This is a genomic window from Heyndrickxia shackletonii, from assembly GCF_001420715.1.
Taxonomy (GTDB): Bacteria; Bacillota; Bacilli; order Bacillales; family Bacillaceae_C; genus Margalitia; species Margalitia shackletonii.
On the sequence record NZ_LJJC01000004.1, the window covers coordinates 3,175,795 to 3,188,967 of the forward strand.

11 protein-coding genes are annotated in these 13,173 nt (G+C 36.9%); all 11 read right to left on the reverse strand.

Annotation, left to right across the window (positions count from 1 at the left end; genetic code table 11):
• Positions 1-88 precede the first annotated feature (88 nt).
• Positions 89-1,444, reverse strand: coding sequence for a UDP-N-acetylmuramoyl-L-alanine--D-glutamate ligase (gene murD, locus AN964_RS15220; RefSeq protein ID WP_055740501.1), 1,356 nt, complete (start codon positions 1,442-1,444; stop codon positions 89-91).
• Positions 1,445-2,419 carry a phospho-N-acetylmuramoyl-pentapeptide-transferase gene (mraY, locus tag AN964_RS15225; protein ID WP_055740502.1) on the reverse strand — a complete coding sequence of 325 codons (975 nt, stop codon included), beginning with the start codon at positions 2,417-2,419 and terminating at the stop codon, positions 1,445-1,447.
• 2 nt (positions 2,420-2,421) lie between these two features.
• Entirely contained in the window at positions 2,422-2,868 is a 447-nt protein-coding gene (locus AN964_RS15230) for a hypothetical protein (RefSeq protein ID WP_055740503.1), read from the reverse strand.
• A complete protein-coding gene (locus tag AN964_RS15235; protein WP_055740504.1) occupies positions 2,865-4,331 on the reverse strand; it encodes a UDP-N-acetylmuramoyl-L-alanyl-D-glutamate--2,6-diaminopimelate ligase in 1,467 nt (488 codons plus the stop codon). Before AN964_RS15235 ends, AN964_RS15230 begins: the two co-directional genes overlap by 4 nt.
• A gap of 415 nt (positions 4,332-4,746) precedes the next feature.
• Positions 4,747-6,660 (reverse strand): stage V sporulation protein D, encoded by a 1,914-nt coding sequence (locus tag AN964_RS15240; protein ID WP_055740505.1) that lies wholly within the window; start codon positions 6,658-6,660, stop codon positions 4,747-4,749.
• A gap of 114 nt (positions 6,661-6,774) precedes the next feature.
• A complete protein-coding gene (locus AN964_RS15245) occupies positions 6,775-9,033 on the reverse strand; it encodes a penicillin-binding protein (protein ID WP_055740506.1) in 2,259 nt (752 codons plus the stop codon).
• On the reverse strand, positions 9,030-9,398 hold the full coding sequence (ftsL, locus tag AN964_RS15250) for a cell division protein FtsL (protein WP_055740507.1): 369 nt from the start codon (positions 9,396-9,398) through the stop codon (positions 9,030-9,032). Before ftsL ends, AN964_RS15245 begins: the two co-directional genes overlap by 4 nt.
• Positions 9,399-9,459: 61 nt before the next feature.
• Complete coding sequence (gene rsmH, locus AN964_RS15255; RefSeq protein ID WP_055740508.1) at positions 9,460-10,392, reverse strand: 16S rRNA (cytosine(1402)-N(4))-methyltransferase RsmH; 933 nt, start codon at positions 10,390-10,392, stop codon at positions 9,460-9,462.
• Between the two features lie 64 nt (positions 10,393-10,456).
• The gene (gene mraZ / locus AN964_RS15260) at positions 10,457-10,888 is read right to left on the reverse strand and encodes a division/cell wall cluster transcriptional repressor MraZ (protein WP_055740509.1); all 432 of its coding nucleotides are present in this window, start codon (positions 10,886-10,888) and stop codon (positions 10,457-10,459) included.
• A 147-nt stretch (positions 10,889-11,035) separates the two neighbouring features.
• Complete coding sequence (bshC, locus tag AN964_RS15265; RefSeq protein WP_055740510.1) at positions 11,036-12,655, reverse strand: bacillithiol biosynthesis cysteine-adding enzyme BshC; 1,620 nt, start codon at positions 12,653-12,655, stop codon at positions 11,036-11,038.
• A 121-nt stretch (positions 12,656-12,776) separates the two neighbouring features.
• On the reverse strand, positions 12,777-13,172 hold the full coding sequence (locus AN964_RS15270; protein ID WP_055740511.1) for a DUF3397 domain-containing protein: 396 nt from the start codon (positions 13,170-13,172) through the stop codon (positions 12,777-12,779).
• Position 13,173 lies beyond the last annotated feature (1 nt).

The window sequence follows — 13,173 nt, forward strand, 5'->3', positions numbered from 1 at the left end:
AAATACCATTAACCGAGCTTCATTTTATACACTGAAGGTGCTGTTCATGTTGTAAGTACCTAAAAGCTCACCCTGATTGTACAAGCTCTTATACTAACTTATGCACGGCATCAATAAAAATATCACCTCGAATTTCAAAACTTTTATATTGATCCCAGCTTGCACAAGCTGGCGATAATAATATGACATCTCCAGGGCTGGATAATTCATATGCCACTGGCACCGCCTTTTCCACATTATCGACACGCTTAATAGATTCTATTCCAGCTGCACGTCCCGCCTCTTCTATTTTTTCAGCAGTTTGTCCAAAGGTAATAAGAGCTTTTACATTTTTTAAAGAGGGGACTAATTCAGCAAAGCCATTACCACGATCAAGCCCTCCAGCAAGCAGGATGATAGGCTGTTGAAAAGCCTTTAAAGCACTGGAAGCAGCTAATATATTCGTTGCCTTGGAATCGTTGTAAAATTTTCTGCCTTCAAGCTCCATAACAAACTGAGTACGATGCTTAACACCTTTAAATGTTGTTAATACTTTTCGAATAGCTTCATTACTTACTCCCATAAGTTTAACCGCAGCAACTGCAGATAAAATATTTTCCAAATTATGTTCACCCGGCAGGACAATATCGCTCGTAGAAATGATGGATTCACCAAGAAATACTACCTCTCCATCATATAGACTGCATCCATTTTCTATATATCTTGTTGTAGAGAACGGAATAATCTTTGCCTTCGAGAAGGATACTAAATCCTTTAACTCACTTTGATCGTCATTCACTATTAAGAAATCATTTTTTGTTTGATTTTTTGTAATATTGGCCTTTGCTTTTGCATACTCTTCCCTCGTACCATGATAATCCAAATGGGCTTCATAAATATTCGTAATAATCGCGATATGCGGCCTAAATTCTTGAATACCCATCAACTGAAAAGAAGATAGCTCTATTACCATTTGATTCATTTCCGTAGCCTTTTGGGCAACACTTGAAGCAACGGTACCAATATTCCCTGCAATAAGAGGATTTTTTCTTTCATCTGCTTTTAATATTTCATAAATTAACGTTGTTGTAGTCGTCTTTCCATTAGTACCTGTGATTGCAACGATTTCAGCTTCAGAAATTTTATAGGCTAATTCTACCTCAGTAATAACCGGAATCCCACGCTGAATCGCTCCGGACACTAAAGGATTGCTATACGGAATTCCCGGGTTTTTTACAATTAATTCAAAACCTTCGTCTAAAAGCTCTATAGGGTGACTTCCGCAAATAACCTTTATCCCATCTTGAAGCAGCCCCTGAGCATCAGGGTTTTTTTCAAGCGGCTCTTTGTCATTTACGGTCACAAAAGCACCTAAATGATGTAGTAATGATGCTGCACTGACACCGCTTTTTGCTAAGCCTAATACAAGTATTTTTTTATGCTGATAATCTTTAATATTTTTCAATTACAACCACACCTCAATATAAATGCCTAATATGGCACATAATAATCCTACAGCCCAAAAAGTTACCACAACTCGCCATTCCGACCAACCGACAAGCTCAAAATGATGGTGTAACGGACTCATTTTAAAAATACGTTTTCCTGTTGTTTTGAAAGAAATAACTTGCAATATAACTGACAAGGTTTCCATCACAAATACAAACCCAATAATAATAAGCAATAATTCCAGCTTAGTTAAAATAGCAACAGTTGCTAATGCTCCTCCTAATGCTAAAGAACCTGTATCCCCCATAAATACCTTGGCAGGATTTGCATTAAAGACAAGAAATCCAAGCAGTGCCCCTGCAACGGCAACAGAAAATACTGCAACATCATATTGTGATTGATGCCAAGCAAGTATTGCCATAGCACCAAATGCAATTGCGGCTGTACCGGAAACTAAACCATCTAATCCATCTGTTAAATTAACGGCATTGGAGAAACCTACCAGCCAGAAAATAATCATGATTAGATAAAACCATCCCAAATCGAGGGAGGTATGTACGAATGGAATCGAGATATCTGTCGATATGTGGGATCCTCGTAAAATAATATAAAATATAACAGAAATAATAATTTGACCTAAAAGCTTCTGTTTAGAAGTTAATCCTAGATTTCTCTTTAAAACTACTTTAATGAAATCGTCTAAAAAGCCTAAAACACCAAATCCAATTGTCACTAATAATAGTAAATATGTTTTCACGGAAGGCTCCAATAACTTCCCGGTCATAACTAAGGTTGTAACCACTATCGAAATGAGGAAAACAATCCCTCCCATCGTCGGAGTACCTTTTTTCTTTTGATGGGATTTTGGTCCTTCCTCACGAATACTTTGCCCAAATTTCAGCCTTCTTAAAAACGGAATAAAAATCGGGGAAAGTAATGCAGTAATAAGGAATCCCATTAATATTGTAAAGAAAATAACCTGTGACAACATTTTCATCCCCTCCCCTTTTCAAATTTCATAATTGTTTCTTGCAACCTGTGTCCTGTACCTTTTTCAGATAAATCATATGTGTATGGATGATTATTAAGAAGTTCAGGACTAAATAAAACAAATTTAGTCATTTTTTCACACTCTTCTTGTTCAATTTTATAAATATAATGTTCACATAACTGTTTTAAAGCGAATATTGGATTTTCAATAATAAAAATCGGAAAATGATTGGGAGTAAAGAATGGAATTTCTCTGTCATGCGGCCAAAGGGCAGCAATGGCTCCTGATTCAATTGCTTTATCCAGTTTTTGCTCTGAATCCAGCGGTATAAATAACCCTTTCTTTAAATCTCCATTATCAAAAACGGAGACGATATCAAATTCGATAGATTCCATATTTATCCCGCGATGATTGGGAAATAGATTATACAAATCCGTAATGGTTATCATTTGTTACACTCCTGAACTGCTTCGCTAGCAACAACCCGGTCATCAAAATCGTTTATTTTATCTCCAATAATTTGATACGTTTCATGGCCCTTTCCTGCTATTAGCACAACATCACCTTCTGAAGCATGCTGAATAGCATATTGAATTGCCTCTTTCCGATCGACAAATTTTACATAGGAAAGACCTTCTACTCCTTCCTCCATCTCTTTGATAATCTCCATCGGATTCTCACTTCTTGGATTATCTGATGTAAATATTGGGTCTGTTGCATACTGACATGCAATTTTTGCCATGATTGGGCGTTTCGTTCTATCACGATCTCCTCCACATCCTACCACAACGAATATTCGTTTTTTGGCAAATTGCTGTACGGTTTTTAATACATTTTCCAGGCTGTCTGGTGTATGGGCGTAATCCACGATAATTGGGAAATCCTGTCCAGCTTGAACCAATTCAAATCTGCCTGACACACCTTTCACTTTTTCTACCGATCGAATTATCGAATCCAGCGGGATGTTTAATACATAGCCAACAGAAATGGCCGCTAAAATATTATAGATGCTAAATTTCCCGATTAGCTGAAGATGGACTCTCGCTTCGCCTTCAGGGGAAACTAATGTAAATGATGTACCTTTAGAATTCATTTCAATGTCTTTTGCTAAAAATTGAGCTGACTGATTATCGATACCATAAGTTACAATATGTGCAGCTGTTTCTTTTTGAATCTGTTTTGATCCTGAATCGTCCATATTTAAAACAGCAAATTTAGGATGTTCATGGCTGTATGAATTTCCAAGCTGTGCAAATAATAGACTTTTTGCTCTTAAATAGGCTTCCATTGTATGATGATAATCTAAATGGTCTTGGGTAATATTAGTAAATACAGCAACGTCATAATCACAACCAAATACTCGTCCCTGATCTAATGCATGAGAAGAAACTTCCATCACAGCAGTGCTTACTCCTTCATCTAGCATTTGTTTGAAGGTGTTTTGCAAAGTCAGACTGTCAGGAGTCGTATTTTTTGTATCCAATATGGTATCTGTAATTTTCATATACATGGTACCGATTAGCCCGGTTTTTTCACCTGCATCACGAAAAATTTGCTCGATTAAATGGCTTGTAGTTGTTTTCCCATTCGTGCCAGTGATACCAATTAACCGCATTTTTTTCGTTGGCTGTCCGTAAAAGTAGTCTGCTAGGATGGCCATAGCTCTCTTCGTGCTAGGAACTAAAATGACGGGAATGTTCACGTTTAATGGCTTTTCAGATAATATTGCTACAGCACCTTTATTCGCTGCATCTTCTGCAAACTGGTGTCCATCAACCGTGAGTCCTTCTATACAAATAAATAAGCTTCCTGGTGTAACCTTTCGATTATCCTGAACGATATCCTGAATATCCGGATTATCATTTGGAAGTTTTACAAATGGTAAAACCTTTAAAAGTGTATGTAATTTCATCTTTTCATCTCCTATTAGAAAAGCGGAAGCGCCATAGCGTGCGGATGAGTGAATTTGAAGTGCCAGCTTCAAATTCGTAGTCTTCGACGCAAGATTTAGTAAAAACGTCAAGGTCCTTCAGAATCCGATGTTGACTTATCGTAAGGAGAAGACATAGAAATACGCTAGCCGATAGCTACTTACGCTAGACATAAACTTAACCTGTTAGTTATAACCCAAACTTTCTTATCTTGGCAAGCCTTATTTATTTGATTGTTTTATTTAAGGATCATGATTCTAAAATAAACAATCGTTTCTATTTTACTAAAAAAATGATGATGAATCTATGCAGCTTTTCGATTATTTCATGTTATTTATGATATAAATTATTTATTATCTTAAAAATAGGCGGCAATTATTGCTTGCCGCCTACTTTTTAGTGCATATATACTCTGACTGTCGAGCCAATTTCCACTTTCTTCCCGGGCTCAGGATCTTGCCTTAGAACGGTATCCCCTTTTCCACTAATGTCGAGCTTCAAATTTACATCAACGCCGAGAAAATCTTTTTTACTAGTGCCAACTAAGTCTGGGACTTCAACAAGTGGCACCTGTGGATAGCTAATCTCTTTTTCAATTTGGTTTTTCCGCGGGCTTACTCCCATTGCACGCAAGCTATCTCCAATGATGTTTCCTGCTATTGGGGCTGCTGTCTGACCACCAAATTGTAACGTATTTTTCGGATTGTCAATAGCAAAATAAACTACTATTTGCGGATCATCCGCAGGAGCGAACCCTACAAAAGACAAAACATAGTTATTTTCTAAATATCTTCCGTTTTTTGCCTTTTGAGCCGTACCTGTTTTACCGCCAATACGGTAAGAATCCACATAGGCATTTTTTCCAGTCCCCTGTGCAACTACCGTTTCCAAGGCATGACGAATTTCTTTTGATGTTTTTTCAGAAATTACTTTTCGCTTTGCAACCGGAGTTTTCTTCATTACTACTTTACCTGTGGCAGGATCATCCAATTCCTTGGCTATATATGGCTGGTACAACGTTCCTCCGTTAATCGCGGCAGAAACTGCTGCAACTTGCTGAATCGGCGTGACAGAGACCCCTTGTCCAAATGCAGTTGTCGCTAATTCAACCGGGCCCACTCTATTTAAGTTGAATAAAATTCCTGAACTCTCACCCGAAAGATCAATTCCCGTTTTTTGTCCAAAGCCGAATTCACGGATATATTTAAATAAAGTATTTTTTCCTAAACGTTCTCCAAGCTCAACAAATCCTGGGTTACAGGAATTTTGAACCACCTCTAAGAATGATTCACTGCCGTGGCCGCCACGTTTCCAACAATGAAGAGTAGCACCGCCGACTTTTACATATCCAGGATCAAAGAAGGTATCTTTCTCTAAATTAACCTTTCCTTCCTGCAGAGCAGCAGCAAGTGTTATAATTTTGAAGGTAGAACCAGGCTCATACGTACTCCAGATTGGCAGGTTACGATTATATACTTCCTGTGGGACATTTTTATATTTTGCGGGATTGAATGTTGGGCGACTGGACATACCAAGTATTTCTCCAGTATTTGGATTCATCGCAATTGCTATGATGCCATCTGGATTATATTTCTTTTCTGCATTATTTAATTCACGTTCGATAATCGTTTGAATTTTTGTATCAACTGTTAATTTCAAATTTAAACCGTTTTCAGGAGGAACATAATCATCAGACATATTGGGCATTCTTTTTCCCTTTGCATCGGAATAAAATTGTACAGACCCCACTTTACCTTTTAATTCATCATCATAGGTCAATTCCAGTCCGGTTAATCCTTGATTGTCAATTCCGGTAAACCCTAATACTTGTGATAAATAGCTGCCAAATGGATAGTATCGTTTGGAATCCTCCGCTATATAGACGCCTTTTAAATTTAATTTCCGCACTTTGTTTGCTAAGTCAGGAGAAATTTTTCTCCCTTCTTTAAGCCTTTCCTTGCTAGATTTCTTCGTAATTTGTTCATAAATTTTTTCCTTGGAACCGTTTAAAACGGCTGCAAGTTTTTCTGCGGTATTTGCAGGATTCTCTATTTGTCTAGGAATAACATAGATTGTCGGTGCACTTTGATTAGAAGCAATTGCAACACCATTTCGATCGACAATTTTTCCTCTTTCCGGCTCAAAAGTAATATCTCTGCTCCATAAATTTTTCGCCCTTGCAGTTAGCCAATCTCCGGAAAAAAATTGCACATATCCAAGTCTCGCATCAATTACTCCAAATACTAACAGACCAACTAGAAGTGTTATAACCAATCGTTTTCTAACTGTTACATTGGATACTCGTTTCAATTAAACTATCCTCCTCTAATCAGCTCTTCCTCCCCACTGGAAGACAAGTTTCCCTTCAAATATATGCTTGTACCTAAAAAAAAAGAACAGCCCTTCCATCAGAAGGGCTGTAAGTTAATCAAGCGGTGGTGATACTGAATTTTCACTTGAATCTTGTTTATTTTGGTTTTGTTTATTTTTGTTTTCTTGACTCGTTTTTTTGGCTTGTTTCTCCATTAATTTATCCATTGGCAATAGATTTACAACAAGGAGATCACCTTTTTGAATCGGCGAATTTGGCGTAATATTTTGTTTCCATACATACCCATCGCCTATCATATTAAGCTTTAAATCTAATACTTTAGCAACGTTCATCACATCCCGTTTGGACCAATTTGTCATATTAGGGACAGAAGGATTATTATCTGTTTTAAGGAATATTTTCTCTCCCTGAATTAAGACTGTTCCTTTTGCAGGAAGTTGGCCAACTATATTCGTGCCTTTTCCTAAAACGACAACTTGCAATCCGGTATCCTTAAGTTTTTGCTGCGCATCACTGGTATTCATATTGGTTACATTAGGAACCTTCGCTACCTTGTTTGCTGTCATTTTAGCCGGTTTTATATTTAAATATTGCAGACTATTTTTCATAACTGGGTTAAAAATCATTTGCACTGGAACAGATCCGCTTTCATAATTTTTTTCATCTAATTGTGGTTGCTGGACTGCTACATATACAATTAGCTTCGGATCATCCTTTGGTGCCATGCCAAGAAAAGAAAAGATATAATCATCATAACCTTTTAAATACTTTCCATCAGGACCGGGAATTTGGGCTGTTCCTGTTTTTCCAGTGACATCGTACCCAGGAATTTCATACAATTTTCCAGTTCCATCTTTCGCAGTTACCACTGTACGAAGATAATTACGGACTTGTTTAGCCGTAGCCGCACTTACAGGATTCCCCACTATCTCTGGTTTCGTTTTTTTGACTTCCCCATTATTTGGATCAACTATTTTATCCACTACATAAGGCTTCATCATTTTCCCATTATTCGCTATTGCCGTAGCAGCTTGAATCATTTGTACTCCCGTAACAGTTGTCCCTTGACCAAATGTAGTTGTGTATCTTTCAATTGGCCAATTATAAAGTATTTTTCCTGAAGCTTCATTCGGGAGCCCAATATTTGTTGGCTGACCGAAATGGAAGCGATCTAAGTAAGTTCGGAAGGTGTCTTGACCAATTTTATCTAAAAGCGTAGCAAAAGCAACATTCGATGATCTTTGAAGACCTTGCAAAAAGGTTATAGTACCCCAGCCCGCTCCGTAGTTCCAATCCCTGATTGGATTAGGAACACCTTTTACATAAAATGTACCAGATTTATATTGTGCATTGGGATTAAATACTCCCTGCTGAACCGCTGCGGCTAGTGTAAAAATTTTCATAACAGAACCTGGCTCATACGATGTCTCGACAGCTTGATTGCTCCACGCTTTTTCAATGCCATCTCTCGTCATAGGATCAAAAGTGGGTCTTTGTCCCATCCCTAAAATTTTGCCTGTTTTCGGGTCGGCCACAATAGCAATCATATTTTTCGGCTTATATTTTTCCTCCACTTTGGATAATGCATCCTCTATGAAAATTTGAATCTTTTTATCTATTGTTAAATAAATATTATCGCCATTTTTTGGAGCTTGTACTTTTTTCTTGGCTCCAGGCAATAAATAACCCCATAAATCTCCTTCAAAGGAAACTTTTCCGTCAGTCCCTTGAAGATATTTATCAAAACTTTGTTCTAATCCCATTTTTCCAACCATTTTCGTATTAGGATCGTCGGGATTTTTTTGAGAAACATATCCTATTAGGTGGGATGCAAATATTCCATTTGGATAAAATCTTTTAGATCCAGGGATAAAAATAATTCCGGGTAATTTAAGTGCCTCTATTTTTTTCTTTGTTTCTAAGGAAATATCATTACCCGCTTTGCCAAATTCAACTTGAAATGGTCCTTTTTTTGTCAGTCTTTTATAAATGTCCTCTTCAGGCATATCAATATATTGTGATAGCTTTTCGGCAGTCATTTGCGGATCTACCACATGATGAGGATGTTTAGGATCCGTGGTCATTTTTTTATCCAAAATAGCCCCAAGTGTGTAGGATGCTGTATCCTCCGCGATGATTTCTCCTTTATCATCATAAATGGTTCCGCGATTTGCTTTAATTTTGTCCATTTGTAAATATTGCTTAGCTGCTTTAGCTGCAAGGTCAACCCCATCTACTTTACCAGAAACTTGAATCGTAAAAAATCGGACAATAATGATAAAAAAGAGCAGACCGAATATTAAAAATAATACCCCTGCTCCTCTATTGATATTGACTCTCTTTTTGTTCATTTTCCTTCAACAACCTTGACATTATTTTCGTTTAATTTTAGACCTAGCTTCTCCGCCTTTTTCTTAATTCGATCGTATTGGCTTAAGTCACTTACCTGCGTTTGCAAATCATTATTGACTTTTATCTGGGACTCTATGGAGGATTGTTTATCCTGAATATCTCTATTCACCTTATAAATAGCAGCTTGAGTAGAAATAATTTTAACGGCCATAATTGCAACAAATGCAATTAACAAAATTCCTAGCATTTTCTCCCCTAACGTAATGGATTTACGGGTATGTATCGGTTTTGGCAGTGGTCTTGTTTGGGTAGTTTGTTGTCTTTGCGGTTCTAAATATGGTTGTTTTCTAGCTAAATTACTCATGCTATTCTCCTCCTTCGATTTAAAATTGATTCAACTAACCCTTTAAAATTGGAAGTTCACTTTAAAGTTTTTCAGCAACACGAAGCTTTGCAGATCGTGATCGGTTATTATGTTCAAGTTCCTCACTGCTAGCCACTATAGGTTTTTTTGTGATGATTTTTAATTGAGGTTTGTATTCATCAGGTACAAACGGGATGCCAGGAGGCAGTTGCGGTCCTTGACTCGCTTCCTTGAAAATCGTTTTACAAATGCGGTCTTCTAATGAATGAAAAGTAATGACACTAATTCTTCCAGTTGGTTTTAATAATTGAATTGCATCTTGCAGGGATTTTTCAAATACACCCAATTCATCGTTTACAGCAATTCGAATTGCCTGAAAGACTCTTTTCGCAGGATGTCCACCCTTCCTTCTAGCAGGTGCAGGTATTCCTTCTTTAATTAAATCTACAAGCTGTCCTGTTGTTTGAATGGGTTTATCCTCGCGTGCAGCCTCTATTTTTCTGGCAATTTGTTTCGAGAATTTTTCCTCGCCATATTTGAAAAATATTTTCACTAACTTTTCATATGACCAAGTGTTCACAACCTCATAGGCTGATATTTCTCCACTAAGGTCCATTCGCATATCTAACGGTGCATCATGATGATAGCTGAACCCTCGTTCGGGGGTATCCAATTGAGGAGAAGAAACTCCCAAATCATATAAAATTCCATCAACTGATTGGATTCCTCTTTGCTGAAGTTCACTCTTTATATTTTGAAAGTTATTGTTGATAAAAATTACCTGGTTTTCATATTCTTTTAATTTCTCTTTCGCATGCCTGATGGCTGTAATATCTTGATCAAATGCAATTAGTCTTCCTTGCGGTGAAAGCTTAGACAACAAATATTGGCTATGGCCGGCACCACCTAAGGTACAGTCTACATAAATCCCATCTGGCTTAATATTTAATTCGTCAACGGTTTCTTTTAATAGCACTGTTGTATGTTCAAACATTTTCTTCACCTTTCCAATCGATTCATGGGAAAATTCACCCTATTATCATTTGCTCCTCTATGTCTTAGATGTCAAACCCAATCATGTTTTCAGCAATTTCTGCAAATGATTCTTCAGATTCCTCAAAATAGTCTTCCCATAATTCCTTGCTCCAAATCTCAATTCGATTGGAAACACCTAAAACAACACATTCTTTTTCTAACTGGGCATAGCTAACAAGCGGAGTGGGGATATTGATTCTGCCTTGCTTGTCCAATTCACACTCAGAAGCGCCAGAAAAGAAAAAACGGGTAAAAGCACGTGCATCTTTTTTCGTCAGTGGGAGGGCTTTTAGTTTTTCTTCGACTTGCTTCCATTCATCTATTGGGTATCCAAATAAACATCGATCAAGTCCTCTAGTGATAACGAACGTCTCACCTAAGAGCTCGCGAAACTTGGCGGGAATAATGATTCGTCCCTTTGTATCAATGTTGTGTTGGTATTCCCCCATGAACATAGAACAAGCCCCCACTTTCTAAAATAAATGTACCACATTCCCCCACTTTTCACCACCTATTTTTTAAATTATACTAAACCCTTAATATTTCCTGCTTTTTGTTATGTTTTTTTCATAAAAAAAACCAGTTTGAAATCTCAAACTGGTTTACAATCGTATTAATTTATGAGTTCCATCAAACTCATACGGAAGGGATAATAGATCATCAATAAATGTCTGGCCATATTTATTAATGAAGTAAAAGATATTCCAAATCCTTTCCTGCGGGGTGTTATTTGGCTTTAAGCTTCTTTCGATGCGATCATATACTTCTAAGACGTTGTCATGCTTTTGTTCAATATTTACATTAATTTTCCTTTGTAAAAACTCAAGCTGACGCAAATGGATAGATAAGTTTTTCTCAATTAAGGGTTCGATACCTTTATCACTTCTGGATAGAATTTGACTATATTGATTTTCCAGCCAATCTCTTGCTTCCAGTACTAGTCCGTCCAATGTTTCATCTTTTACGGAATTCCAATACTTATTTCTTTCGTCCGCAACTCCATCACGAACTGTCTTTTCAGTATCTAATTGCAATTCCTTCATATCCGCATCAATCGAGCGTTCTAATATAGTTAAATTTAATCTCGCAATCACAGGTGGCATTTCGAATCCCATATGCTCAAAGGCAAGCTTTAATTCTGCCCAGTACGCAATTTCTCCAGGTCCCCCGATAAAAGCAAGGGTTGGAAATAGCCATTCTTCCATCATCGGTCTGGTTACCACATTATTGCTAAAATGTTCAGGATGATTCTCAAGCTCTGTTAATAATTCCATTTTGGTAAACTTAGCTTTTTCGTTTTTGCCAATAAAACACTCATCTTCCGGGAAGTAATCTAATAAAATTCTTTCCTTCCCATCGTAATAAAATAAATTAACCGCATTCTTGCCAATCTCAATTGTATTGGAAAAATCGAATGAACGGATATATTCTTGCTGCTGTAATACTAAATCCGTAATAGAACTGCTTTGCTCAATAATCTGTTTGAAAAATGGAACCTCTAGTTTTCTTAATTGTTTATCTGCAGAATCAATAAGCAGTACACCGTATTTAGAAAAGAGGCTAAGGATTATGTTTGAGAAAAAATCAACAAATGTTTTCGATTGATCAATAGTGCTCTCCATCATTCGAAGCAGCTGGTTTGTATATTCTGTTTCACCGAAATGCTCGAATACTTTCTTAACCCATTTTTTCATATGGATTTGATCAAATTCCACATCGGAAACCATTCGTTTATCAATCGGACCTTCAGCATAACTTAATTTATTAATGGAACGGTCTTTTTCCACAAAAACATGGTTAACTTCCAAGTAATCGTGATCTTCTCCCGCGATCCAGAAAACCGGCACTACAGGGACTTGTAATTTTTGTTCTTGTTCCCTGGCAAGGTGAATAATGGAAATGAGTTTATGAACGGTATAGAGTGGTCCAGTCAATAATCCGGCTTGCTGCCCTCCAATAACTACTACGGATGCCGGCTGTCTTAATTTGTCAAGAGACTCTTTTATTTCATTGGAAAGTGAAAAATTCTTCATATAAGTCTCAATGCAATCGGCAAGTTTTTCTCTTTCAAATGTACGTGATTGGATATCTTTATAACGCTTCTCAAAAACATTTTGGTCTGTTATGTCATAATGAAAAAAGTCTTTAACAGGCTTCTGTTGCTCTATGTAAAGGGAAGCAAAACGGTTCGTTGCTGGAATGAAGATATTTTCCAGATCCATAAGGTGATTCTTCCTTTCTGAATTTCTTAATAAAACAAATGATAAATTTCCATATTAATCTTGTTAGAGTATAGCATTATTATGCAGGAAAGAGAAAAAAATTGCTTAAAATATTTTCATTTTAATTCATGGCAACTGATTCAAGCACACTTCGTGTTAAACCATAAATCATCAGAATCAGATAAGCAGCAAAAAATAACAGAAAATTAAAGCGCCAAAATCCTTTGAAAACCTTCGAGTAAATAATTTCATTTCGCATATAACGATATAGAAATACAAAGCCGATTGCTATAAGCAGCAAAAGCAGAACGATTACCCACAAAAAGGAGTAAGACCAGATAACAAGCACAAGTTCATTGACCGATAATATAAGAAAAAAAGTGGTAATATCAATAGCGAAGGAAACAGCTTTCTTATGGTTATTTGTTATAAGCTTTACAACAAAAAAAACGAGTAAATAGGCAATAAAAGGAATCATTATCAATACTCCGGCAACCCATGAAAGAAATACTCCCATT

Excerpts from the sequence above, each read along its gene's own strand:
- mraZ (WP_055740509.1), bottom strand. The coding sequence starts at position 10,888 with ATGTTCATGGGGGAATACCAACACAACATTGATACAAAGGGACGAATC.
- mraY (WP_055740502.1), bottom strand. The coding sequence starts at position 2,419 with ATGTTGTCACAGGTTATTTTCTTTACAATATTAATGGGATTCCTTATT.
- AN964_RS15230 (WP_055740503.1), bottom strand. The coding sequence starts at position 2,868 with ATGATAACCATTACGGATTTGTATAATCTATTTCCCAATCATCGCGGG.
- bshC (WP_055740510.1), bottom strand. The coding sequence starts at position 12,655 with ATGGATCTGGAAAATATCTTCATTCCAGCAACGAACCGTTTTGCTTCC.
- AN964_RS15270 (WP_055740511.1), bottom strand. The coding sequence starts at position 13,172 with ATGGGAGTATTTCTTTCATGGGTTGCCGGAGTATTGATAATGATTCCT.
- AN964_RS15235 (WP_055740504.1), bottom strand. The coding sequence starts at position 4,331 with ATGAAATTACATACACTTTTAAAGGTTTTACCATTTGTAAAACTTCCA.
- ftsL (WP_055740507.1), bottom strand. The coding sequence starts at position 9,398 with ATGAGTAATTTAGCTAGAAAACAACCATATTTAGAACCGCAAAGACAA.
- rsmH (WP_055740508.1), bottom strand. The coding sequence starts at position 10,392 with ATGTTTGAACATACAACAGTGCTATTAAAAGAAACCGTTGACGAATTA.
- AN964_RS15245 (WP_055740506.1), bottom strand. The coding sequence starts at position 9,033 with ATGAACAAAAAGAGAGTCAATATCAATAGAGGAGCAGGGGTATTATTT.